At 57.0% G+C, this 23,169-nt stretch carries 20 protein-coding genes; 8 read left to right on the top strand and 12 right to left on the bottom strand.

Annotated features, from left to right (window positions below):
* Positions 1-29: 29 nt before the first annotated feature.
* The gene (gene lplT, locus RSQ48_RS12020; RefSeq protein WP_003801020.1) at positions 30-1,340 is read right to left on the bottom strand and encodes a lysophospholipid transporter LplT; all 1,311 of its coding nucleotides are present in this window, start codon (positions 1,338-1,340) and stop codon (positions 30-32) included.
* 501 nt (positions 1,341-1,841) lie between these two features.
* Between lplT and smc the strand changes: the two genes are divergently transcribed.
* From smc to ligA, 3 genes are read left to right on the top strand one after another with little or no spacing between them, the layout of a single operon-like run.
* Positions 1,842-5,366, top strand: coding sequence for a chromosome segregation protein SMC (gene smc, locus RSQ48_RS12015; RefSeq protein WP_240209439.1), 3,525 nt, complete (start codon positions 1,842-1,844; stop codon positions 5,364-5,366).
* Between the two features lie 45 nt (positions 5,367-5,411).
* A complete protein-coding gene (locus tag RSQ48_RS12010) occupies positions 5,412-6,434 on the top strand; it encodes a cell division protein ZipA C-terminal FtsZ-binding domain-containing protein (protein ID WP_059318013.1) in 1,023 nt (340 codons plus the stop codon).
* Positions 6,431-8,518 (top strand): NAD-dependent DNA ligase LigA, encoded by a 2,088-nt coding sequence (ligA, locus tag RSQ48_RS12005; RefSeq protein WP_003801017.1) that lies wholly within the window; start codon positions 6,431-6,433, stop codon positions 8,516-8,518. The genes RSQ48_RS12010 and ligA overlap by 4 nt, the downstream gene beginning before the upstream one ends.
* A gap of 210 nt (positions 8,519-8,728) precedes the next feature.
* On the opposite strand, the gene RSQ48_RS12000 is transcribed toward ligA, so the two are convergent.
* The 4 genes from RSQ48_RS12000 to msrB are packed head-to-tail and all read right to left on the bottom strand — an operon-like array spanning position 8,729 to position 10,743.
* On the bottom strand, positions 8,729-9,505 hold the full coding sequence (locus RSQ48_RS12000) for a peptidylprolyl isomerase (protein WP_415301832.1): 777 nt from the start codon (positions 9,503-9,505) through the stop codon (positions 8,729-8,731).
* Between the two features lie 8 nt (positions 9,506-9,513).
* Positions 9,514-9,777 carry a BolA family protein gene (locus tag RSQ48_RS11995; protein ID WP_131070738.1) on the bottom strand — a complete coding sequence of 88 codons (264 nt, stop codon included), beginning with the start codon at positions 9,775-9,777 and terminating at the stop codon, positions 9,514-9,516.
* A gap of 7 nt (positions 9,778-9,784) precedes the next feature.
* Positions 9,785-10,351 carry a septation protein A gene (locus tag RSQ48_RS11990; protein ID WP_003801013.1) on the bottom strand — a complete coding sequence of 189 codons (567 nt, stop codon included), beginning with the start codon at positions 10,349-10,351 and terminating at the stop codon, positions 9,785-9,787.
* Positions 10,348-10,743 (bottom strand): peptide-methionine (R)-S-oxide reductase MsrB, encoded by a 396-nt coding sequence (msrB, locus tag RSQ48_RS11985; protein WP_003801011.1) that lies wholly within the window; start codon positions 10,741-10,743, stop codon positions 10,348-10,350. Before msrB ends, RSQ48_RS11990 begins: the two co-directional genes overlap by 4 nt.
* A 328-nt stretch (positions 10,744-11,071) precedes the next feature.
* Here msrB and RSQ48_RS11980 point away from each other — a divergent pair, with 328 nt between their 5' ends.
* The 4 genes from RSQ48_RS11980 (at position 11,072) to RSQ48_RS11965 (ending at position 16,033) form a co-directional block, all read left to right on the top strand.
* Positions 11,072-12,241 carry an ABC transporter substrate-binding protein gene (locus RSQ48_RS11980; RefSeq protein ID WP_415301831.1) on the top strand — a complete coding sequence of 390 codons (1,170 nt, stop codon included), beginning with the start codon at positions 11,072-11,074 and terminating at the stop codon, positions 12,239-12,241.
* A 137-nt stretch (positions 12,242-12,378) separates the two neighbouring features.
* Entirely contained in the window at positions 12,379-13,416 is a 1,038-nt protein-coding gene (locus tag RSQ48_RS11975; RefSeq protein WP_003801008.1) for a branched-chain amino acid ABC transporter permease, read from the top strand.
* A gap of 5 nt (positions 13,417-13,421) precedes the next feature.
* Positions 13,422-15,254, top strand: coding sequence for an ABC transporter permease subunit (locus RSQ48_RS11970; RefSeq protein WP_003801006.1), 1,833 nt, complete (start codon positions 13,422-13,424; stop codon positions 15,252-15,254).
* Positions 15,251-16,033, top strand: coding sequence for an ABC transporter ATP-binding protein (locus tag RSQ48_RS11965; RefSeq protein WP_003801003.1), 783 nt, complete (start codon positions 15,251-15,253; stop codon positions 16,031-16,033). Before RSQ48_RS11970 ends, RSQ48_RS11965 begins: the two co-directional genes overlap by 4 nt.
* Here RSQ48_RS11965 and RSQ48_RS11960 read toward each other — a convergent pair.
* From RSQ48_RS11960 to fdxA, 6 genes are all read right to left on the bottom strand, one after another.
* Positions 16,030-16,671 carry an OmpW/AlkL family protein gene (locus RSQ48_RS11960; protein WP_003801001.1) on the bottom strand — a complete coding sequence of 214 codons (642 nt, stop codon included), beginning with the start codon at positions 16,669-16,671 and terminating at the stop codon, positions 16,030-16,032. The two genes, RSQ48_RS11965 and RSQ48_RS11960, sit on opposite strands and share 4 nt — an antisense overlap.
* Before the next feature lie 322 nt (positions 16,672-16,993).
* Positions 16,994-17,707, bottom strand: a complete 714-nt coding sequence (locus RSQ48_RS11955) for an ABC transporter ATP-binding protein (RefSeq protein WP_131070736.1) — start codon at positions 17,705-17,707, stop codon at positions 16,994-16,996.
* 244 nt (positions 17,708-17,951) lie between these two features.
* Complete coding sequence (gene nth / locus RSQ48_RS11950; protein ID WP_003800998.1) at positions 17,952-18,590, bottom strand: endonuclease III; 639 nt, start codon at positions 18,588-18,590, stop codon at positions 17,952-17,954.
* The gene (locus RSQ48_RS11945) at positions 18,587-19,228 is read right to left on the bottom strand and encodes an RnfABCDGE type electron transport complex subunit B (RefSeq protein ID WP_059318012.1); all 642 of its coding nucleotides are present in this window, start codon (positions 19,226-19,228) and stop codon (positions 18,587-18,589) included. Before RSQ48_RS11945 ends, nth begins: the two co-directional genes overlap by 4 nt.
* Positions 19,229-19,281: 53 nt before the next feature.
* On the bottom strand, positions 19,282-20,505 hold the full coding sequence (locus tag RSQ48_RS11940; RefSeq protein WP_240209435.1) for a polyhydroxyalkanoate depolymerase: 1,224 nt from the start codon (positions 20,503-20,505) through the stop codon (positions 19,282-19,284).
* A gap of 213 nt (positions 20,506-20,718) precedes the next feature.
* On the bottom strand, positions 20,719-21,042 hold the full coding sequence (gene fdxA / locus RSQ48_RS11935) for a ferredoxin FdxA (RefSeq protein ID WP_003800991.1): 324 nt from the start codon (positions 21,040-21,042) through the stop codon (positions 20,719-20,721).
* A 238-nt stretch (positions 21,043-21,280) separates the two neighbouring features.
* Between fdxA and pncB the strand changes: the two genes are divergently transcribed.
* Positions 21,281-22,456: a nicotinate phosphoribosyltransferase gene (gene pncB / locus RSQ48_RS11930; protein WP_003800989.1), complete on the top strand. Its 1,176-nt coding sequence runs from the start codon at positions 21,281-21,283 to the stop codon at positions 22,454-22,456.
* Between the two features lie 183 nt (positions 22,457-22,639).
* On the opposite strand, the gene RSQ48_RS11925 is transcribed toward pncB, so the two are convergent.
* A complete protein-coding gene (locus tag RSQ48_RS11925; protein WP_003800987.1) occupies positions 22,640-23,158 on the bottom strand; it encodes a flavodoxin family protein in 519 nt (172 codons plus the stop codon).
* Between the last annotated feature and the right edge of the window lie 11 nt (positions 23,159-23,169).

The raw sequence follows: 23,169 nt of genomic DNA, 5'->3' as shown, positions 1-23,169 counted from the left end.
CAGGCCCAGGGCGCTCTGCCTGTACCTCTTTATTTTGCCGTCAGGGCTTGGCCATGACCTTCCTGTCCAATGCAGGCTTCCAGCTCAGGATGTTCACGCAGATTAGCGTTTTTCCACATGATAAAGACGGTCATCAGGGATGCCACCAGCAGGCCAAAAAACACAATGATGTAATTGATCGGCAAGCGCAGCCATAGCAGCAGGCTGTATAGCGCCAGCATGAACAGAATATTGAGCTGTTCGTTGAAATTCTGGACCGCAATCGAGTGGCCTGCCGAGAGCATGACGTGACCACGATGTTGCAACAGCGCATTCATGGGTACCACGAAAAAGCCCGATAGACCGCCAATAGCCATCAGCAGGGTATAGACAGCCCATTTTTCGTGGACCAGCGGCATGAGCAACACGACAAAGCCCATCGCCACGCCCACGGGCAGGACTGCCAGCGATTTTTTCAAGGGAACCCGAGCGGCAAAAATCGCGCCAAAGACGGTTCCCAATGCCGCCACCCCCATCAGAACCGAAGCCTGATCCAGGCGGTAGCCCAGATGCTGTGCCCCCCACTCGATCACAATGAATTGCAAGGTTGCGCCAGCGCCCCAGAACAAGGTGGTGACCGCCAGCGAAATCTGGCCCAGCTTGTCACGCCACAGAATTTGTACATAGGTACGAAATTCCTTGAGCAGCAGGACGGGATTTTTCTGTTGTGGTGGATAGTGGATATTGGTGCGGGGAATGAGCAAATTGCACAGGGCTGCCGCCAGATAAATCAGGGAAATAAGCAGGATGGCAACTTCGGCACGGGTCTGCGCCAGGGAGGCAATCAACGGGTGTTCGGCCAGGGCGCCTGCAATGGAAGGATTGATCAGGATGCCGCCTAGTACGGTGCCTGCGATAATGGATAGGACTGTCAGGCCTTCGATCCAGCTGTTGCCTTTGACCAGTTGTTCAGGCTTGAGCATTTCGGTCACGATGCCATACTTGGCTGGTGAGTAGGCGGCCGCTCCCACGCCAACCAGGGTGTAGGACACAAAGACCAGCACCAGTTGCTGGGAGTCGCTCATCCCAAAGTACTGATGGCAGAACATCAGCATGCACCCTATCAGCTTGATGGCGTTGGTGGCGAACATGACCCGGCCTTTGGGATACGAGTCGGCAAAGGCTCCCACAAACGCGGCCAATAGCACATAGGACAGCGCAAACCACCATTTCATCATGGGGACCATCCAGATTGGCCCGTGAAGGTCTGCGATCAGGGCGATGGCGGCAATCAACAAGGCATTGTCGGCAACTGACGACAATGCCTGCGCGGCCATGACCAGATAAAATCCTTTATTCAAAATACATCCCGAATGCGTGTGCGCCAAACTGCGGTCGCCGGACCACGGGCACGAATCAAAGCCAGCTATCAGACAGAACAAGCTTGCCGTGGGCTGCTCGCCCTGAGTTTCTTGACAAAGCCTGAGCCGGTGCGAAATTTACGAACAGAGATGGGGAGCAAGAATAACAGGGACTGCGGGGGCAGTGGTATTAGAAAATTCATTGCGCCTGTCTCTATGCTCGAATTTTCAGACCGGGCCGATACGGGCAAAGCGCCATTGTAAGAGCTCGGCCTGCAGCGTCTGGCTGCTTGAGCGGGCAGGGTAAACCGGTCTTGACGGCAGCAATTAGTTTACTGCCTTATCACCTCGCTGATCCTGCGGTGGTTTTCATTTGTTTTTTCCGTGTCTTTGCTGTGGGCGGCAGGTGCTGCGGTATCATACGACTCGCAATGCCAGGCAGATCGAAATGCGCCTGTGCGCTTGTTCAAAAGTGGTCTTTTCTGAGCTGATTTCTACCCTGTGCGTTTAACCCAGATCAAACTAGCCGGTTTCAAATCCTTTGTGGACCCGACTTCCATTCCAACTCCCAGTCAGTTGGTCGGGGTGGTCGGGCCCAACGGCTGTGGAAAATCCAATATCATCGACGCGGTGCGTTGGGTGCTGGGCGAGAGCAAAGCGTCAGAACTGCGTGGCGAGTCCATGCAGGACGTGATTTTCAATGGCTCCTCGCAACGCAAACCGGCTGGGCGAGCTTCGGTTGAGCTGGTTTTCGATAATTCCGAAGGGCGCGCCTCGGGCCAGTGGAGCACCTATGCCGAAATCTCGGTACGGCGTGTTCTGAGCCGGGACGGCACCAGCAGCTATTTTTTGAATAATCAAGCCGTTCGCCGGCGTGACATTCATGACATCTTTTTGGGTACTGGGCTGGGCGCGCGGGGTTACGCGATCATTGGGCAGGGGATGATTAACCGCCTGATTGAAGCCAAGCCCGAAGAACTGCGTGTATTTCTGGAAGAAGCGGCGGGCGTGTCGCGCTACAAGGAGCGCCGTCGCGAAACGGAAAGCCGTTTGCGCGACACTCGTGAAAATCTGCTGCGTGTTGAGGATATTCAGCGGGAGCTGGATGCGCAGTTGGAAAAACTGCAGGCCCAGGCGGAAGTGGCCCGTCAATATCGCGATCTGCAGCAAGACGGTGAACTCAAGCAAAATGTATTGTGGCTCTTGAAAGAGTCCAACGCGCAGAGCGATCAGAAAGCCCGATTTCTGGCCATTGAGCAGGCTCAGACCAAGTTGGAACAATCCATTGCCGGTTTGCGCCATGCCGAAGCGACCCTGGAGTCGCAACGACAGGCTCATTTGCAGGCGGGCGACGCCTTGCATCTGGCGCAAAGCCAGCTTTACGAAGCGGGTTCCCAAGTGTCCAGCCTGGAGGCGGAAATCCGTCATGTGCTCGATTCGCGCAGCCGCATGGCTCAACGTCGTGAACAGCTGGAGCAACAGCAGCATGACTGGATCGAGCAGCAGGAGCACTGTCAGCAGGAGTTGGAAAACAGCGAGCAGCAGCGCGAAGAAGCAGCGGTAAAGCTGGAAGAGCTGCAGATTCTGCTGGAAGAGGCTCAAGCCGCCTTGCCCGAACTGGAGCAGCATGTACGCGAGCAGGCTCAGCGTCGTGACGAAATGCGTATGGTCCTGGCTCGTCTGGAACAAAACCTGGCGCTGGCGGCACAATCCCAACGCGATGCCGACCGGCAGATTCAGGGGCTGGAGCAGCGTCAGGAACGCCTCAGGCAAGAGCTGCGCGAACTCAATGCCCCGGACCCGGACAATCTGGAGCGTTTGCAAGGTGATCTGAACATGCTGCAGAGCCAGCTGCAGCAGGCCCAGGAACACATGCAGCATCTGGAGGCTCAGTTGCCCCGGCTCGAAGAAGAGCGCAAGCAAGCCCAGCAACAGGCCTTGCAAGGCGGGCAGGATATGGCTCGTCTGGAGGCACGCCATCTGGCCCTGAGCCGTCTGCAGGAGGATGTGGCTCGCAAGGGAACGTTGGAGCCCTGGCTGGCCAAGCATGGGCTGGAGAGCATGAAGCGGCTCTGGCAAAGCCTGGACGTGGAAAAAGGTTGGGAAACGGCGCTGGAATCGGTCCTGCGCGAGCGCATGACGGCGTTGGAGCTGCGTCGGCTGGATATGGCCGCAGCGTTTGCCAGTGATGCCCCTCCGGCCCGTTTAAGTTTTTATCAGTTGCCTGAGGCGGGGGTGTCAGGCAAGGCGGGCTTGGACCTGCCCTTGTTGAGCTCGGTTTTGCGGCAGCAGGACGGCGGTTTACGCAGTTTGCTGGACAACTGGTTACAGCAGATTTATGTCTGCCCAGATTTGAAGCAGGCCTTGAGCTTGCGTGAGCAATTGACGGATCAAATGGCCATCGTGGTGCGGGATGGTCATGTGGTGGATCGCTACAGTATTCGCTTTTATGCCCCCGACTCTGAGCAGGCGGGTATGTTGGCGCGCCAGCAGGAGATTGCTCATCTGGAGCGTGAGCTGCGTGGTGCCCAACTGATTGTGGATGAGCTTGGGCATGCCAGCACCCAGGCCGAAATGGCTTTGCAGCAGGTTCGCAATGGTTTGGTTCCCGCCCGGGCCCGTGTCGGTGAGCTGACGGCCCGCATGCACGATGTGCAACTGGAGTATTCCAAGCTGGCGCAACAAGCTCAGCAATCGCAGGAGCGAGGTTCTCGAATCAACGAGGAGCTGGAGGAGTTGGCGGTACAGCGTGAAGAGCTGCAGGCGAACCGTGAGGAATTCGAGGCCCGTTTTGAAGCCTTGGACGAAGAACTGGCCGAGCATCAGGGGGCGTTTGCCCAGGCGCAGATGGATGGCGAGCAGGGCGCGGAGCTGGCCGAGCAGGCCCGGCGTACGGTGCATGAGCGTGAACGCGCGGTACAGGACGCCCAGTTTGCCGAGCGCGCCTTGGTGCAGCGTATGGCCGAGTTGGAGCGCAATCTGGCCCTGGCGCAGGAGCAGGCACAGCGCACTGTCGGTCAGTTGGAGGGCTTGCAAGGCGAGCTGCTGGATCTGGATGCTTCTGCCGCACAAGCCGGGTTGCAGGACGCGCTGGAATTGCGCGCCGAGCGTGAAGAGGCGGTTCGACTGGCAAAAATCCAGCTCGATACGCTGGCTGCTCAATTACGAGAACATGAGCAGGCCCGTGCCGAGCACGAAAAGAATCTGGGCCCCTTGCGTGAGCAGGTCACCGAATTGCAGTTGCAGGAACAAGCCTCGCGCCTGGCGGTCGAGCAGTTTGCAGAACAACTGGACAGCCGAAAGGTAAACCGTTCCGAGCTATGGAGCTTGTTACAGGAAAAAACACCAGAATGGCAACGCGTGGGCTGGCTGCAGTCGGAAGTGCAACGTATTTCACGCCAGATTGAAAGCCTGGGGCCGGTCAACCTGGCCGCCCTTGAAGAGCTGACCACTGCCCAGGAACGCAAGACCTACCTGGATGCGCAGCACAAGGATCTGAGTGATGCCATCGAGACGCTGGAGGACGCCATACGCAAGATCGATCGCGAGACGCGCCAGTTGCTCATGGAAACATTCAACATCGTTAATCAGCACTTTGGCGAGCTTTTCCCACGGCTATTTGGTGGTGGAGAGGCTAAACTGACGATGGTGGGCGACGAAGTGCTGGAAGCGGGGGTCCAAGTGATGGCGCAGCCACCGGGCAAACGCAATAGCACGATTCATTTGCTCTCTGGCGGTGAAAAGGCATTGACCGCGACGGCCTTGGTTTTTGCCTTCTTTAAACTGAATCCCGCGCCATTTTGCTTGCTGGACGAAGTGGATGCGCCGCTGGACGATGCCAATACGGAACGCTATGCCAATCTGGTGGCCAGTATGAGTGACCAAACTCAGTTTTTGTTTATTTCTCACAATAAAATTGCCATGCAGATGGCAAAGCAACTGATTGGTGTCACCATGCAAGAACAAGGTGTGTCCCGTATCGTGGCGGTGGATGTGGACGCGGCCATGCAAATGAGCAATGTGTAAGCCTGTTTTTTTTAATCCGGTAGTGTTGATTCGACGGAACTGACAATGAGTGATTTGCAAATCGCACTGATTTTATTGGGCATTTTGCTCATCTTGCTCGTGGTGGTCTTTAACTGGTGGCAAGACCGCCGGGTGCGCCAGCAGATGCAAAGCCAATTCCCGGACGGGGACACCGATCCTCTGATGAGCCAGCTCAGCGAATTGGAGCGGCGCGAGCCCAGCATGGGACGTGGCAGTGATCCTGCCTCTACCGAGGGGGACCATGATCCGTCCGAAGTGGACTGCACCACTGAGGCCGTGATTGACATCAGTTTCAGTCAGCCCGTGGATGCCCAGGATTTGGCCCAGGCCCTACAGGCTGTGTCGCGTACTGGCGCCAAACCAGTGCGTTATTTTGCCGAATGCGAAGGGGGAGGGCACCGTGCCCGTTTGCGTGCGGGCGAATCCTACGCCAGCATGCAGATTGCCGTTTTGCTGGCCAATCGCAGCGGCCCCCTGTCGGCCATTGAGTGGTCGCAGGTCTGGATGGCTGCGCAGGGTCTGGCGCAACAGTTTGACGGCTCGGTAGAGGGTCCTGAGCAGGATGAGGTGCTGCGTCGTGCGGCCGCCCTGGACAATACCTGCGCCGATCTGGACGCGCTGGTCGGCGTGTCGGTGCGTTTGCCTGGGCCCCTGCCGGCCTCGTCCGTCATTCAAATGGTCAAGGACGCGGGCTTCTTGCCGTTTGGCCAGCAGCTGGCCTGGCTGGCCGATTCCGGCCAGCCCCGGTTCACGGCCATGTTTGACGGCGTCCAGCCCAAGGATATTCAGTCCGCCAGCATCGAGCGCATCGACCTGCTGCTGGACTTGCCCAACAGCCCGGCGGACGATCACGCCTTCAGCAGAATGGCAACCGTGGCCCGCGATCTGGCCAGCCGTTTGGATGGTGTGGTGCTCGATGACCAGGGCCGCCCCTTGCCCGAGAGCACGGATCAGAATATTGATGAACAACTACGTACCTTGTACGAGCGTCTGGAGCAAGCAGGCTTCACAGCAGGTCAGGAACGTACAGGCAGGATTTTTTCGTGAGTTTGAAGCGAGTACAGCAGTTACGTGAAGAACTGGCCCAGCATAACTGGGCCTATTACATTCAGGATGCGCCCAGCATTTCGGATGCGCAATATGACGCACTGATGAACGAGCTGCTGGCGCTGGAGGCCGCGCACCCGGAGTGGATTACCCCGGATTCTCCCACGCAGCGCGTGGGCGCGGCTCCCTTGGATGGCTTTGCGACGGTCCAGCATGCCGTTCCCATGCTCTCTTTAGGCAACGCCTTTGAGGATGAGGAAGTCCAGGCATTTGACAAACGGGTTGCCGACACGCTTGTCGAGGCTGGTATGGTGGGCCTGGATCGTCGGGTTGATTATCTGGCGGAATACAAATTTGATGGCCTGGCGATCAGTCTGCGCTATGAGCAAGGCTTGTTGGTGCAGGCATCGACGCGGGGTGATGGCACCACAGGCGAGGACGTCACCAGCAATATTCGCACCGTCAAATCCATTCCCTTGCGTTTGCGTGGCGATGCTGCGCAATTGCCGGCCGTGCTGGAAGTGCGTGGTGAAGTCCTGATGAACCGGGCGGACTTTGAACGTCTGAACGAGAGTCAGCTCAAGCGTGGCGAGAAAGTCTTTGTCAACCCGCGCAATGCCGCGGCAGGCAGCCTGCGCCAATTGGACCCCAAAGTCACGGCGAAAAGGCCTTTGCGTTTTTTTGCCTATGGATGGGGTGAAATCAGCCCCCTGCCACTTACGAATCAGCCGCAAAATACCTTGTTTGCGGACGTGACGGGAGACGGGCTGCCTCGTGATACCCAGTCAGGCATGATGGACTGGCTCGAGAGTCTGGGCTTGCCCCTGAGTCGCGATCGTAAGCTTGTGAAGGGGGTACAGGGCCTGCTGGATTTTTATACCCAGACTCAGGAGCGTCGCTCCGGCCTGCCCTTTGAAATTGATGGTGTGGTTTATAAAGTCAATTCCCTGGCCGCGCAGCGCGTACTGGGTTATGTGGCGCGCGCCCCGCGCTTTGCCGTCGCTCATAAGTTCCCTGCGCAAGAAGAAATGACGCGCGTGGAAAATATTGAGTTTCAGGTCGGCCGCACCGGGGTGGTGACTCCTGTGGCGCGTTTGAAACCGGTTTTCGTGGGCGGGGTTACGGTGACCAATGCCACCTTGCATAACGAAGATGAGGTGCGTCGCAAAGATGTGCGCGCTGGCGATACGGTCGTGGTACGCCGAGCCGGTGACGTGATTCCGGAGGTCGTCGCTGTGGTGCTGGAACAGCGTCCGCAAGACAGTGTGCCGTTTGAAATGGTCAAGGAGTGTCCGGCATGCCATTCCGCCCTGGAGCGGCTGGAGGGTGAGTCTGCCTGGCGTTGCACAGGCGGCCTGATTTGCCCCGCTCAACGCAAGCAGACCCTGATTCACGCGGCCAGTCGCAAAGCTCTGGATATTGAAGGCCTGGGGGAAAAACTGGTGGATCAGTTGGTGGAAACCGGACTGGTCCATACCTTGGCCGATATTTTCAAATTGAAGGTCGAGAAGCTTGTCCTGCTCGAGCGTATGGGACGCAAGTCTGCCGAGAATCTGATTGAAGCGATCAACAAGGTGCGGGAGCCAGCCTTGAATCGTCTGATTTACGCCTTGGGTATCCGCCATGTTGGGGAGACGACGGCCCGAGACCTGGCCCAGCATTTTGGCACCTTGCAGGCCTTGGAGCAGGCCGATGAAGAGGCGCTGTTGCAGGTCAATGAAGTTGGCCCTGTCGTAGCTGCTTCTGTACGGCATTTTTTTCAGGAGCCGCATAATCGTGAGGCGCTGGACGCCTTGCTGGCAGCGGGAGTGAGCCCCCAACAGGCGCAGGCTCGCGCAAATAGTGCCAATTTGCCCTTGGCGGGCAAAACGGTTGTCATCACGGGCACATTGCCCAGCATGAGCCGTGATGAGGCGACACGCCGCGTCTTGGAGGCCGGCGGCAAGGCCAGTGGATCGGTCTCCAAAAAGACCGCCTTTGTCCTGGCCGGTGCCGAGGCTGGCTCCAAGCTCACCAAGGCACAGGAATTGGGCGTGACCATTCTGGACGAGGCTCAGTTCCTGGCTTTACTGGCTGGGGACTAGGGTCGGGGCAAACGCAGGTAGGCCTCGTGATGCCTTACTCCTTGTTTCAAGCTGGCGGTGATCAGCCCAGGGCAAGCGAGCCTGGACTACAAGTCTGAAAAAGCGCGTGAGCCTTGCTGTGATCAATAACAACGATGGCGCCCTGGAGGCGCCATCGTTGTTTTTCCTGACAGCCGCTTTATCGAGCAGACAAAGCGGTGGTTGAGGCCATTACTTGATGTTGGCTTCTTTAAGGATTTTTTGCTGGTATTCGGCCAGCTTGCGCTGACGCATCATCTCTTCCAGCTGAGGCTTGACTTCCGCCATCGCCGGGAAGGTCACGGGACGGGCATCGTCCACCTGAATGATATGCCAGCCAAACTGAGACTGCACGGGGGCTGCGCTCAGTTCGCCTTTCTTCATTTTTTCTATAGCCTGGGCAAACTCGGGCACGTAGGTGGAGCTTGGTGCCCAGCCCAGATCACCGCCTTGCTGGCCGCTACCGGTATCAATGGAGTCTTTTTTAGCAGCGTCCGCAAAGCTGATTTTCTTGGACTTGATCTTGGCCAGCAAGTCCTTGGCAGCGGCTTCGTCCTTGACCAGAATGTGGCGTACTTTGTATTCCTGCTGACCCTCTTCCATCGCCTTGATGGTGTTGTATTCCTTGGTCAGGTCAGCTTCGGTGACGGGGTTCTTCTTCAGGTAATCCGCCATCAGGGCACGGACCAGAATGCTCTGGCGGGCCAGTTCCAGCTCTTGCTGGACTTGGTTGGTCTTGTCGATACCGGCCTTCTCAGCGGCTTGCACCACGGCCAGGCGGTTGACCATTTCCTGTTTGACCTGCTCACGCAGCTCGGGCGAGTCTTTGGCGCCTTGCTCGACCAGAACGGCGACGAACTGATCCAGGTCTTTTTGCGTGATGTTTTTGCCGTTTACGGTGGCAATCGTCTGTGCATAGACGGGAGCAGCCAGGGCGCAGGTCAAGGCAAATGCGGCAATACGTTTCATGAGCATCCTTAAGCGGTGGGTTTGGCTTGAATAGCCAATGCGTGAATAGGGAAAGGCATTAGATCGTGGACGCGATCATACACAAGTCTGTGTCGTGCCAGTGTTGAAATTCCATCAAATTGTTTCGAGGCGATGATGACCCGAAAGTGGCTGGCACCACCTTGTGCGCCAGCGTGGCCCGCATGCAGATGGGATTCGTTGATGATGTCCAGCTCCGAAGGCTCCAGGGCCTGGAGCCGTTCGTGAATGAGGGAGGCAAGTGCGTCTGTCATGGCGAAATCAGGATTTTGGGGGAGTGGAGTTGTCCGAGGAGTCTTGCAGGTAGCGACCCAGCCACAAGGATTGGGCAACGACAAACACCAGCATCAAGCCAAGCAGGCCGAAAGCCTTGAAGTTGACCCACTGGGACTCGGTAAAGTGGCCCGAAAAGGCAACGAACAGATTGACCAGTCCCATAGCGACGAAAAAGCTCGCCCAGACCAGGTTTAATTTGTCCCAGACATGGCCTGGCAGTACCAGATGGGTGCCCATGAATTTTTGCATCAGGTTGCGATGCATCAGGTAGCGCCCGCCCAGCAGCACCAGCGCGAAAATCCAGTACAGCACCGTGGGTTTCCAGCGAATGAAGACATCGTTATGGAAAAACAGGGTGGCACCTCCAAAGACCACAATCACGGCCAGATTGATCCAGTGCGAGGTCTCGATGGCCTTGCTGGTGAGCTTGAGCCATACGATTTGCAAAATCGAGGCGGCCATGGCCACACCCGTTGCCACATAGATATCGGAGAAGCGAAAGGCCAGAAAGAACAGAACCAGCGGGAACAGATCGAATAAAAGCTTCTTCATGCGTCAGGTTCAAAGGTCAGGGACAGGGAATTGATGCAGTATCGTAGCCCAGTGGGCGGGGGGCCGTCTTCAAAGACGTGGCCCAAATGCGCGTCGCAGACATTGCATAGCACTTCGGTACGACGCATGCCGTGACTGGTGTCGAGTTCTTCGCGCACATTGTCCGGGTTCAGGGGCGTAAAGTAGCTGGGCCAGCCGCAACCGGCATCAAACTTGGTGTCCGAAGCAAACAGGGGGGTGCCACAACCGACGCAGCGATAGATGCCGGCCGTCGTGGTGTCCCAGTAGCGGCCTGTAAAAGGGCGTTCGGTGCCTTTCTGACGGGTGACATAGAATTCTTCAGGGCTGAGCTGGGCGCGCCACTCAGCCTCGGTTTTATGTACTTTTTTCACGTGTGCTGCCTTATGAAAAACAGATCAATGCCTACAGGAGGCGCATTCCTACATAGTAATCGACAATTAGAGCGTGTTTGGAACAGAGGGTTCCAAAGTGCAAGGTCTTGCGCTTGCCTGACCAGGAAAACCCCTGTTGGCACCACCTGAACTGTCAGCAATCCGTTTAGTTAGTGCACTATTTAAACTTTTAATATTTAAGGTAAACACCAATATCTGAAATCCGTGTGACTTGATACGTTTCTGGTATGTGCTGTTGATTATCTGTATTACGATTTTTTGACCGTTAATCCGGTCCACAACAATGAACAAATATTGGGAGAAAAGGATGAACTGCATTACTACTGGGCGCCTCACGACATTGGCTGCAGCCCTGGCTTTGAGTCTGCCCGTGGCGGTGTCCGCGCAGATCAAAGTGGGGGTGACGGTGGCTGCAACAGGACCGGCGGCCTCGCTGGGGATTCCTGAGCGCAATACGGTCAGCCTGCTGCCTACCGAAGTGGCCGGACAGAAAGTCGAATACATTGTGCTGGATGATGCCACAGACACTACGGTGGCTGTACGCAATATGCGCAAGCTCATCACCGATGACAAAGTGGACGTGGTGATCGGTACATCCGTGACACCGGGTTCCTTGGCCATGGTGGATGTGGCCGGCGAAACCAAGACTCCCATGATTAGTGTGGCTGCCAACGCCAAGATTGTTGAGCCGGTTGAAGGCGCTCGCACCTGGGTGTTCAAGACGCCTCAGAACGACCAGTTGATGGCGGGCGCCCTGGCCGAGGCCATGGTCAAGCAGGACGTCAAGACTCTCGGGTTTATCGGCTACAACGACGCCTATGGTGATGGTTGGCTGAATGTGATCACCGAGGCCGCCCAGGCCAAAGGCATCAAGGTGCTGGGTGCCGAGCGCTATGGTCGCAATGACACCAGCGTGACCGGACAAGTGCTCAAGCTGCTGGGCACCAAGCCCGATGCCATTTTGATTGCCGGCTCGGGCACGCCGGTTGCCTTGCCCCAGCGCGAGCTCAAGGGCCGTGGCTATGCCGGCATCATTTACCAGACCCACGGGGCAGCCAACAGTGATGTGCTGCGCGTCTGCGGCAAAGACTGTAACGACATGATCTTGCCCGCCGGTCCCTTGCTGGTTGCCGAACAGTTGCCTGACAGCAGCCCGGTTAAAAAGACCGCCATGGAATACAAGGAAAAATATGAGGCCAAGTATGGCGCAGGCTCGATCAACACGTTTGGTGGTCACCTGTGGGATGCCGGTTTGCTGGTGACCGCAGCCATTCCGCAAGCCTTGCAGTCGGGTGCCAAGCCCGGCACCCCCGAGTTCCGCGCCGCCCTGCGTGACGCACTGGAGCAGACCAAGGAACTGGCGGCTTCCCAAGGTGTGTTCAATATGTCGGCCACCGACCACGCTGGTCTGGATAAACGGGCCCACGTCATTGTGAAAGTGGTCGACGGTAAATGGACCTATCAGCCTGATCTGTAATATCTGACAGGCAAAAACCGGCTCAATAGCCGGTTTTTTCCGAGGCGGGTGCTGGAAGGTTCTGGCACCCGTTCCCGCTACAGGCCTGCGTTTGCGTAAGCCCTCCGCCCTTTTTGTTGTACAGGATGTTGTCCGACATGGATACCACCATCGCTTTAATTTTGTTGCAGGATGGCATATTGAATGGTGCCATCTATGCCTTGCTCGGGCTTGCCCTGGTTCTGGTTTTCCTGGTTACCCGCGTCATTTTCATCCCGCAAGGTGAATTCGTCACCTTTGGCGCCTTGACCCTGGCCTTTGTGGTCAATGGCCGCATGCCGGGAACCGTTATTTTGCTGTTGATCGCCGGTGCTCTGGTGTTTTTGCTGGAGCTGCTCTCTGCCTTGCGCAGCCGCAGCCTGAGCGGTATGCCGCGCAAATTCCTGGTAAATATCGTCATTCCCGTAGCGGTTTATTTTGCCGCTCCTGCCATTGTCAGCGCGCAGTTGCCCCTGTGGGTGGCCGTGCTGTTCTCGCTGGCCGTTGTGATCCCGCTGGGACCGATGGTGTATCGACTGGTTTATCAGCCGATTGCCGAGGCCAGCGTGCTGGTGCTGCTGATTACCTCGGTAGCCGTTCACTTTGCCTTGACGGGCCTGGGTCTGGTGTTCTTTGGCCCCGAAGGCTGGCGTACGCCTCCCTTCATGGAAGGTGAAGTGTCCCTGGGGGCGGTGAGCTGGTCGGCGCAGACCTTCTTCGTGATGGGGGCCTGCGTGTTGCTGATCCTGGCCTTGTGGGGTTTTTTTGGCAAGACCCTTTATGGTCGCGCTTTGCGTGCCACGGCCGTCAATCGTCGCGGTGCCCGTCTGGTGGGGATCAGTACCAACATGTCCGGCTCGCTGACCTTCACCCTGGCGGCGGCCATCGGTGCGTTCTCGGGCATGTTGATCGCTCCGGTAACGACCATTTACTACGACACCGGCTTTTTGATCGGTCTCAAGGGCTTTGTGGCCGCGATCTTCGGTGGTCTGATCAGTTATCCCGTTACCCTGTTGGGCGCCTTGTTCCTGGGGGTTCTGGAAGCGTTTTCCTCTTTCTGGGCCAGTGCCTATAAAGAAGTCATTGTATTTACCATGGTGATACCGGTGTTGTTGTGGCGCTCCTTCGGTAGCAAGCACGTGGATGATGAGGAGTAAATCACATGAGACACTTGCTGACGCTATTGTTTATCGCGGTTCTGTTGATTTTGCCGCAGTTGGGCGCAACGCCCGAATTCTGGATTACCCAGCTTAACTACATTGGCTTGACCAGCTTGGTCGTGCTGGGTCTGGTACTGTTGACGGGCGTGGGTGGCCTGACTTCGTTTGGTCAGGCTGCGTTTGTGGGTCTGGGCGCGTACACCACGGCTTATCTGACCGCTCGCCTGGGCTGGTCGCCCTGGTTCAACCTGTTGATTGGCATGGCCATTACCATGATGGTGGCCTACATTCTGGGCGCGATCACCCTGCGCTTGTCCGGCCACTTCCTGCCCCTGTGTACCTTGGCGTGGGGTCTGGCCTTGTACTACCTGTTTGGCAACCTGGAGTTTCTGGGTCAGTACGACGGTATTTCCGGTATTGCTCCTTTGGAGTTCTTCGGTATTTCCCTGTCTTCGGGGCGGGATATTTACTACCTGATCTGGGCTTTTGCCTTGCTGGCCATGTGGGGCACACGCAACTTGCTCAATTCCCGTCCTGGACGTGCCATTCGGGCTTTGAAGCATGGCAGCGGCATGGCCGAGTCCTTTGGCGTGAACATGGCCAACTACAAGGTCATTGTGTTCGTTTATGCCGCCTTGCTGGCTTGCGTATCCGGTTGGCTCTATGCCCACTACCAGCGCGCGGTATCGCCCAGCCCCTTTGGCCTGAACTACGGCATTGAGTACCTGTTCATGGCCGTCTTGGGGGGCGCAGGCAGTGTCTGGGGAGCTGTTCTGGGTTCGGCCCTGGTGCTGAGCCTGAAAGATCAATTGCAGAACTGGCTGCCTAAACTGCTCAATACCGACATCAACTTCGAGCTGATCGTCTTCGGTATCCTGATGGTTCTTATTCTGCAGTACGCCCGTGACGGTTTGTGGCCCATCCTGCACAAGGTCTGGGAACAGGTCTTCGGTGCACAGAAGCGCAATCAGGCAGCTCCTCCACAAGCCGAAGCTTTGCCTCAGCGTGAGCGTCCTCAGGCCGGTTCGCTAGTTCTGGAAGTGAACAAGATCCGCAAGGAGTTCGGTGGTCTGGTCGCCGTGAACGACATCAGCTTCACCTTGAATGCTGGTCAGATCATGGGCCTGATCGGTCCTAACGGTGCGGGCAAGAGTACGACCTTTAACCTGATTACCGGCGTGCTGTCGGCCACCAGTGGACAGGTCAGCTTCCTGGGGCAACGCATTGATGGCAAGCCTGCACGCGAGATTTCCCGCCTCGGTGTGGGCCGTACGTTCCAGCATGTGCAATTGCTGCCTACCATGACGGTTCTGGAGAACGTGGCATTGGGCGCTCACTTGCGTCGGAATGTGGGCGTGGTGTCCGCTGTCCTGCATACCGAGCGTCGTAGTGAAGCGGAACTTTTGCATGAAGCGGCGGTGCAACTGCAGCGGGTGGGCCTGGGCGACTACCTGTACGAAGAGGCGGGTAATCTGGCCCTGGGTCAACAGCGTATTTTGGAAATTGCGCGTGCCCTGGCCTCTGATCCGCTGCTTTTGCTGCTGGACGAGCCTGCCGCGGGCCTGCGCTACAAAGAAAAGCAGGAGCTGGCCAAAGTGCTGAGTCAGTTACGCAGTGAAGGCATGAGTATTTTGCTGGTTGAGCATGACATGGACTTTGTCATGAATTTGACGGACAAGCTGGTTGTCATGGATTTTGGCACCAAGCTGGCCGAAGGGTTGCCCAAGGAAATTCAGGAAAATCCAGCCGTGCTGGAAGCCTACCTGGGTGGTATTGATGACGACCTGGATCTGGACCAGGTCAATGAGCCCGCCTCGGCAGGAGCAGCGCTATGAGTTCGGCACAATCGAAAGACATTATCCTGAAAGTAGACAATCTGGCCGCTCAATACGGCAAGGTCACCGCGGTGACGGGGGCCAGCCTGGACGTGCGGGCAGGTAGCATTGTGACGGTGATCGGCGCCAATGGCGCGGGCAAGTCCACCTTGCTCAATTCCATGATGGGCTCTTTGCCCAGCGTGGGACGCAGCACCGGTTCGGTACAGTACGAGGGCCAGGAGATCAGTCATTGGGAAGTGGAGCGTCGCGTGGCGGCCGGTATTTCCCTGGTGCCCGAGCGCCGCGAATTGTTTGGCAGCATGACGGTCGAGGACAATCTTCTGCTGGGCGGCTTTCGTCTGTATCGGGCTCGTCAAGCGGGATGGCGTGACACCATGGACAAGGTCTATACCTTGTTCCCACGCCTGAAAGAGCGTCGTACGCAGCTGGCCGGGACCTTGTCAGGCGGTGAGCGACAAATGCTGGCGGTGGGACGTGCCTTGATGGCGCAACCCAAAGTCCTGATGCTCGATGAGCCCAGCCTGGGCTTGGCGCCGCGTGTGGTGCGGGAAATCTTCATGATCATCGCCCGACTGCGTAGTACCGGTGTGGCCATCTTGCTGGTCGAGCAAAATGCGCGTGCCGCTTTGCAAGTGGCTGACTACGGTTATGTTCTGGAGACGGGCGATGTGGTGCTGCAAGGGCCCGCGTCTGACCTGGCTCATAATCCCCGAGTGATAGAAAGCTATCTGGGCTTGGGGCAGGGCAAACGCGAGCAGGAAGAGGCGAACGCTTAGAAGCGGTAGCCGACCCCGATGGTGGCAACCACGGGGTCCAGCTTGGCTTTGCCAATGGACTGGCCGTTCAGTTGCACGTCGGGACGGATGCTGATGTAACGCACATCGGCATTCAGGAACCAGTTCTTGTCCAGCTTGTAATCCACGCCGACCTGGGCTGCAAACCCCCAGCTGTTTTTCAGTTTCAGGTCGGAACCGGCCAGCGCACCGCGCGATTCGGTGTCAAAGAACATGGTGTAGTTCACGCCCACGCCGACATAGGGTTGGAAGTCGCTGTCAGGCAGAAAGTGATATTGCAGGCTCAGGGTAGGGGGCAAGTGCTTGGTTTTGCCAATACGTCCCAGATTGCTGTCGATATTGTGCTGGAAGGGGAATGCGCCCAGCAGCTCAACACCAATATTGCGGGTAGCCATGTAGGTCAGCGAGAAGCTGGGGCGGGCGTTGTTGCCCACGTCCAGCTTGACGGTGCCATCTGCAACCGTGCCATTGTTGGATTTGGGGGACACCCAGGTCACGCCGCCCTTGAGCAAGAAATCACCCGCTTCATGTGTTTGGCCTTGAGGGGCATACAGAACAGCGGCCAGCCCAGCAGCCAGCAAGGACAGGTGCAGACCGGGAAACAAGTAGCGGGATTTCATAGGAGCTCCGTAGGTGTGTGTAAAGCCTACAGAGTGCATGAGGCCAGAGGGCCCGGACTTGATCCAAAGCAAGCTTCAGAAGTAGTTGACTGCCTGACCTTGTTGTAGATCAAGGAAGCGGAAATCATCTGAGGCCAATTCAAGCCTCGTGTGTTTTTTTTGCATCACTTGGTAAACCGCTGGAAATAAAAAACCCCGTGGCTTAAGTGCTTTTTTTCAGCTTTTGCCTGAGGGCATGGCTGGGGCAGGGCGGTCAACTTGCGAGAAGGGCCGGCAAGCGGCGGTGGTGGCCCAATATGGGGCAAGACACTGGCCCAATGCCTCAGTCACCCAGGAGGGCATGCAAGGTTTCGTATTTGTGGCTCAGCTCGCTACGTGTAAATCGTTCTACGATCTGCCCATGCTCCAATACATAGAAGCGGTCGCTGAAGGCAGCAGAGAATTGGGGGCATTGCTCGGCCAGTACGACGGTGTAGCCTCCGTCGCGCAGGGTACAGATGAGTTTGATCAAGGTCTGGGCCTGCACCGGCGCCAGACCTTCCGAGACTTTGTCCAGTAGCAGCAGGTTGACCCCTGTGCGTAGCAGTCGGGCAATCGCCAATATTTTTTGTTCGCCCGTCGATAGCTGAGTGGCCATATGATGCCGACGCTGCTCCAGGCTGGGCAGCAGCTCATAAATTTGCATCAACGACATCCCGCCGCCCAAGGTCGTGCCGATAGCCGGAGGCAGCAGGAGGTTTTCCTCACAACTTAGCCCCGTAAAAATGCTTTGCTCATAAGGGCTGTAGCCCACCCCCAGATCCACCAGCTGATGTTGGCTCAGATGAATGGATTCGGTGCCTTGAATGCGGATGGAGCCTCGACGGCTGTCCGTCAAGCCCACGATGGCACGTAACATGGCGCTGCGGCCAGCCCGGTTGCGGCTCAAGACGGTGCATATCTCGCCGGAGGCAACCTGTAGATTCAATCCGCGCAAGAGCGGAAACTCTCGGTGCCAAGCGTACAGATTCTCAATATCCAGGGCAGCCTGCATCATGAGAACGCTCCTTGTCGTGAGTCGTCAAAATGGGCCTGTACGTTGGCTGATCAGCGCAGGAACCCGTTACGCGTCCTTTGCCTTTGACTGCGGTGATGTTATTTCTCGCAAACGCTAGGCAGAGTCCTTTATGCGTTTCAGTATGAGAGCCCTGGCCCCGCAAAACCATGCGGGTTTGTCATAGGATGGTTTGCTTTATTTCACAGATTGGTAAACAAATGTTGGCAAACCACTGATCTGTTACTTAAGTGTTAACGGTTTTGGGCTTGAAGTCGCACAGATCCGCTATCCCGCACTGGGGACACTTGGGCTTGCGAGCAACACAGATATAACGGCCGTGCAGAATCAGCCAGTGATGAGCATCCAGCAAAAAAGGTTTGGGAATCAGTCGTTCCAGCTTTTTTTCCACTTCCACCACATTTTTTCCCGGTGCAATCCCTGTGCGGTTCGCGACGCGGAAAATATGGGTATCCACAGCAATGGTGGGCAAGCCAAAAGCAGTGTTCAGAACAACATTCGCGGTTTTGCGGCCCACGCCAGGGAGGGCTTCCAGAGCGGCGCGGTCGCAGGGCACCTGGCCTTGATGTTGTTCCAGCAAAATCTTGCAGGTTTTGATGACGTTGGCAGCCTTGGTTTTGTACAGGCCGATCGTCTTGATGGCTTCGCGTAGCCCTTCCTCGCCCATCGCGAGAATACCCTCGGGTGTGCCATGTTCCGGAAAAAAGCGGGCGGTTGCCAAATTGACCGAACGGTCTGTGGCTTGCGCGGACAAAATAACCGCGATCAACAGTTGAAACGTGTCAGCGTATTCCAGTTCGGTGGTGGGTTTGGGGTTGGCTGCCTGAAAACGGCTGAAAATCTCGTAGCGCTTGGCGGCATTCATGGAGTGGTCTCACCGGCGGTTTTGCTGGCGCGCCGGGCACGGGCACGGGCTAGCGCAGAGGCGATGGAGGCCTCCCGTTTGTCGGCCTGGTCGGCATGGTTGGCCAGTACCGGCTTGTTGGCCAACGTACGGGCGGCCAGGTCCGAGCTTTCTTTGTGGCGGGCCAGCAGGCGTTCGCGACGTTGCTCCGTGTCCTGGCGGGCCTGGGCAGCCTGCTCCTTGCTCCATTCGTCGGTAGGCACCATGCTGATGCAGTCTACCGGGCAGGGAGGGACGCACAGCTCACAACCGGTGCAGCGGTCGGCCAGTACGGTATGCATCAGTTTGTTGGCGCCGATAATGGCATCTACCGGGCAGGCCTGAATGCAAAGCGTGCAACCAATACAGTGTTCTTCGATAATCACCGCCCGGCTGGGCCCGGTGAATTCCCCACAATCCGGGTCCAGAGGCAGGGGGGCACGACCCAGCAGCTCGGCCAGGGCCTGTACGCCTTCCTGCCCGCCAGGCGGGCAGCGATTGATGGCCTCACCCTCAAGCGCAATGGCTTGGGCATAGGGCAGACAGGCGTCGTAACCACAGCGGGTGCACTGGGTCTGGGGAAGCAGGGCGTCAATGCGCCGTATCAAAGTGTCGGACATGAATACAAAAACGGGGCCTTCCGGCCCCGTTGGAAACGGCTTAAGCCAGATAATCAGTTGTGCTGACGGATGAAGTCCCTGATTTTAGGACAGATCAGCGTGCGCCAGCGGCTTCCGGAGAAAATCCCGTAATGGCCACAGTTGGGCGCAGTAAATTGTTGCTTGAGGGCAGGCGCGATTTTCGAGCACAGTCCTTGGGCAGAATGGGTTTGACCCTGCCCCGAAATGTCGTCCAGCTCGCCTTCGATGGTGAACAGAGCCACGCCTTCAATATCCTGAGGACGAACTTGTTCGCCATGGACATGCCATTGACCTTTAGGCAGGCGGTGCTCCTGGAACACGATGCGTATGGTGTCCAGATAGAACTCGGCAGGCATATCCAGCACCGCATTGTACTCGTCGTAGAAACGGCGGTGCGCCTGGGCGTCATCGTCGTCGCCCTTGATCAGATGCTGATAGAAGTCGTAGTGGGAACTGACATGGCGATCCGGATTCATGGCTACAAAACCGGCATGCTGCAGAAAACCGGGATACACACGACGATGCGCGCCGGGGTATTTAGCCGGCACGCGATGAATCAGATTGTTCTCGAACCAAGAGTAGGACTTGGTGGTGGCCAGACGATTGACCTCCGTGGGGGACTGACGGGTGTCGATGGGACCGCCCATCATGATCATGCTGCGGGGCATGACCGCTGAGCGACGGCTGGCCATCAGTGACACCGCGGCCAGTACCGGCACAGTGGGCTGACAGACGGACATGACATGGACAGTCGGCCCCAGTGTCTGGATGAACTCCTGCACATACAGGACGTAGTCGTCCAGATGAAAGGGGCCGGCGGAGCGGGGCACCATGCGTGCATCAATCCAGTCGGTGACATACACGCGATGGTCGGGCAGCAGCGCCCGTACAGTCTCACGCAGCAAGGTGGCGTGGTGGCCGGAGAGCGGCGCTACCAGCAAGACGATGGGGTCCTGATCGGCCTTGGGATGATCGCGCTCGAAATGGATCAGTCTGCAAAAAGGTTTGTCCAGACGCACGGTTTCGCGTACGGCGACGGCTTGGCCGTCAATCTGGGTTTCGCTCAGGCCCCAGGCGGGCTTTTCGTAATCCTTGCCGATACGGTGTACCAGTTCAGAGGCCGCCGCCAGTTGGCGCGACAGGGGGGTATAGGCCAGTGGACTGTAGGGATTGGAGAACCATTGGGAGCTGGTGCCGGTAAAGGCGGCCAGCGGAGCCAGAAAAGCCCGCTGGAGTTCGTGCAGATCGTAAAGCATAGAGTGCGCCTTGGTGTTGCCAGGTTTGATACAGAGGAATGTATATGCTTATTTCCTGTGGGAAACAATACGATGTTTACCGTTCCTCTGGACTTGGGATTTTCCCCTTGCTGCAATGCAGCAAGATTTTTATCAAAAGGCGGGATTAGGCGCAAGCGTGGCTGGACATGAACTCAGCCACCTGCTCAGGCTGGTAGAGGGAGCGTGCTGGGCTTAACGCTCCAGATACTGTAGTTTGTTCTCCACACCGTTCCAGTCGTCAGCATCCTCCAGTGGTTTTTTGGAGCGGTTGATGCTGCCAAAAATGGGGCTGAGTTCGGCGTTCAGCGCAATGAAGGGAACCTGGTCCTGCGGCACATCTTCTTCGGCAAAAATAGCATTGGCCGGGCATTCGGGAATACAGACGGCGCAGTCGATGCACTCGTCCGGGTCAATCACCAGAAAGTTCGGGCCTTCACGAAAACAGTCGACGGGGCACACATCCACACAGTCGGTGAATTTGCACTTGATACAGTTTTCGGTGACGACGTGGGTCATTTCAGTAACACTCCTGCGGTATCGCTAAGGCGGTTAATCACGGAAGGGTCCGTGTCTGGGTGCGCCACAACGCACAGGGCCTGAACGATAAAAATGGGATTTAAATCGAATCTTTCGATTTTAACGAATATTCGGCGTCTTGCTTATTGAGATGGCGCAATAGCTGTTCCGCTAGATAGCGGTACGCAAGAACGGGCGCCCGTGCTATGGTTGCGCAATCAAAATCGGTAGGTTTGTGATGATCATTACCTCTTTACTTGATACGGACCTGTACAAGTTTTCCATGATGCAGGTTGTTTTGCATCATTTCCCGGCTGCGCACGTGGAGTACCGCTACAAATGCCGTACTCCCAATATTAATTTGAGCCAGTATCTGGACCAGATCCGGGCGGAAATTCATGCGCTGTGTCAGTTGCGTTTTTCAGACGCTGAGCTGGACTATTTGCGGAGCCTGCGCTTTATCAAAAGCGATTTTGTGGATTTCCTGGGTCTGTTTCATTTGCCTGAACGCTGCATTCAGGTGCAGGCAGGCGAAGTGCCCGGCGAGATCGAGATCTCGGTGCAGGGCCCCTGGTTGCACACAATTCTGTTTGAGATCCCCGTGCTGGCCATTGTGAACGAGGTCTACTTTCGCAACGAATGTCCGCAACCGCCTTGGACAGAAGGGCGCGAGCGCCTGCAATCCAAGATGCGTCTGGTGGTGGATGATCCGGCGTTAAGCGATTTTCGTGTGGCTGACTATGGCACGCGCCGCCGCTTTTCCAAGCAGTGGCACGAAGAAGTGGTCACCACCATGATCGAGCAGATGAAGCCGCATTTTGCCGGTACCAGCAATGTCTGGCTGGCCATGAAGTACGGGGTGACGCCCCTGGGCACCATGGGTCACGAGTACTTGCAGGCCTGTCAGGCCCTGGGTCCGCGCTTGCGGGACTCGCAGACGTTCGCCCTGGAGGTATGGGCGAAAGAGTACCGTGGTGACCTGGGTATCGCTTTGTCGGACGTGTACGGCATGGATGCTTTCCTGCGCGATTTTGATATGTATTTCTGCAAACTGTTTGATGGTGCCCGTCACGACTCGGGCGACCCCTTCATCTGGGGCGAGCGTTTGCTGGCGCACTATCAAGCCAACCGTACCGATCCGCGCACCAAGACCTTGGTGTTTTCCGATGGTTTGACTATCCCCAAGGCGATTGAACTGGCCCTGCGTTTTGCCGGTCGGTGCAAAGTGTCGTTCGGGATCGGGACCAATCTGACCAATGATCTGGGGCATGAGCCTTTGCAGATCGTCATGAAGATGGTGCGTTGCAATGGTCAGCCTGTGGCGAAAGTGTCCGATGCTCCTGAAAAGACCATGTGTGATGATCCGGCCTATCTGGCTTACTTGCGACAGGTTTTCCAACTGCCACCGGCTTGAGCGCGTGCTGATTGCCGCGGGTTCTGTGGATACAGTGCCTCCGGTAACGCAGGCAAGGCGGTACAAAGAGTGGTTCCTGTAGCGAGCGTCTTACCACGCGATAAGGCGCTTGAACGACAAGACGATAAGGCTGCCAAGCGAATCCGTCGAATCAAAGCCCTCTGCCCAGGCAGAGGGCTTTTTTCATAGACACAGCAAAGCCGCCAGATGCCCGCCGGCTTCACGGGCTTGGGCAATTTGTTCATTACTCAAAGATTTGGGGGCCAGAATGCTTTCTGGCGTCTGGGCGTGGAAATTGAAGATACGGATGGGGGCGACCAGCTCCAGCCGCCAGCCTGTGCAAATCCGTTCCAGTTGTCGTTGCGCACCTTGCCCATCGCTACCTGCGCTGATGAAGGCGGAATAGGGGCGCCCATTCAGCTGATCCAGCACCTCGTAGTAGTTCCGGTCCAGACACTCTTTCATGGCCCCACTCAGGCTGGCCAGATTCTCGGGGGCGCAGAACAGGTAGGCCTGTGAATCGCGTAAATCCTGTGCCTGCACGCGATCGCAATGCACACGTTTGATACGGAGGTGATCGGTCATGTCCAGCTCCCTGAGCACCTCCAGCGCGCCTTCTTCGGCCTGTTCGGCCAACTGGCGGGCGGCGCCAGTACGGGAATGCCAGATCATCAGAAGCTGACGGCATGTGTTCAGACTCATAAGCTCTTACT

It is taken from the genome of Alcaligenes sp. SJTW-7, assembly GCF_047716895.1.
Lineage (GTDB): Bacteria > Pseudomonadota > Gammaproteobacteria > Burkholderiales > Burkholderiaceae_B > Alcaligenes > Alcaligenes ammonioxydans.
Note: the sequence above shows the minus strand (reverse complement) of the source record. Positions and strands in the feature narration are given on the sequence as shown.

Coding starts and splice junctions, on each gene's coding strand:
- RSQ48_RS12010 (WP_059318013.1), top strand. CDS start 5,412: ATGAGTGATTTGCAAATCGCACTGATTTTATTGGGCATTTTGCTCATC.
- RSQ48_RS12000 (WP_415301832.1), bottom strand. CDS start 9,505: ATGAAACGTATTGCCGCATTTGCCTTGACCTGCGCCCTGGCTGCTCCC.
- RSQ48_RS11995 (WP_131070738.1), bottom strand. CDS start 9,777: ATGACAGACGCACTTGCCTCCCTCATTCACGAACGGCTCCAGGCCCTG.
- RSQ48_RS11990 (WP_003801013.1), bottom strand. CDS start 10,351: ATGAAGAAGCTTTTATTCGATCTGTTCCCGCTGGTTCTGTTCTTTCTG.
- RSQ48_RS11980 (WP_415301831.1), top strand. CDS start 11,072: ATGAACTGCATTACTACTGGGCGCCTCACGACATTGGCTGCAGCCCTG.
- RSQ48_RS11975 (WP_003801008.1), top strand. CDS start 12,379: ATGGATACCACCATCGCTTTAATTTTGTTGCAGGATGGCATATTGAAT.
- RSQ48_RS11970 (WP_003801006.1), top strand. CDS start 13,422: ATGAGACACTTGCTGACGCTATTGTTTATCGCGGTTCTGTTGATTTTG.
- RSQ48_RS11965 (WP_003801003.1), top strand. CDS start 15,251: ATGAGTTCGGCACAATCGAAAGACATTATCCTGAAAGTAGACAATCTG.
- RSQ48_RS11960 (WP_003801001.1), bottom strand. CDS start 16,671: ATGAAATCCCGCTACTTGTTTCCCGGTCTGCACCTGTCCTTGCTGGCT.
- RSQ48_RS11955 (WP_131070736.1), bottom strand. CDS start 17,707: ATGATGCAGGCTGCCCTGGATATTGAGAATCTGTACGCTTGGCACCGA.
- nth (WP_003800998.1), bottom strand. CDS start 18,590: ATGAATGCCGCCAAGCGCTACGAGATTTTCAGCCGTTTTCAGGCAGCC.
- RSQ48_RS11945 (WP_059318012.1), bottom strand. CDS start 19,228: ATGTCCGACACTTTGATACGGCGCATTGACGCCCTGCTTCCCCAGACC.
- RSQ48_RS11940 (WP_240209435.1), bottom strand. CDS start 20,505: ATGCTTTACGATCTGCACGAACTCCAGCGGGCTTTTCTGGCTCCGCTG.
- fdxA (WP_003800991.1), bottom strand. CDS start 21,042: ATGACCCACGTCGTCACCGAAAACTGTATCAAGTGCAAATTCACCGAC.
- pncB (WP_003800989.1), top strand. CDS start 21,281: ATGATCATTACCTCTTTACTTGATACGGACCTGTACAAGTTTTCCATG.
- RSQ48_RS11925 (WP_003800987.1), bottom strand. CDS start 23,158: ATGAGTCTGAACACATGCCGTCAGCTTCTGATGATCTGGCATTCCCGT.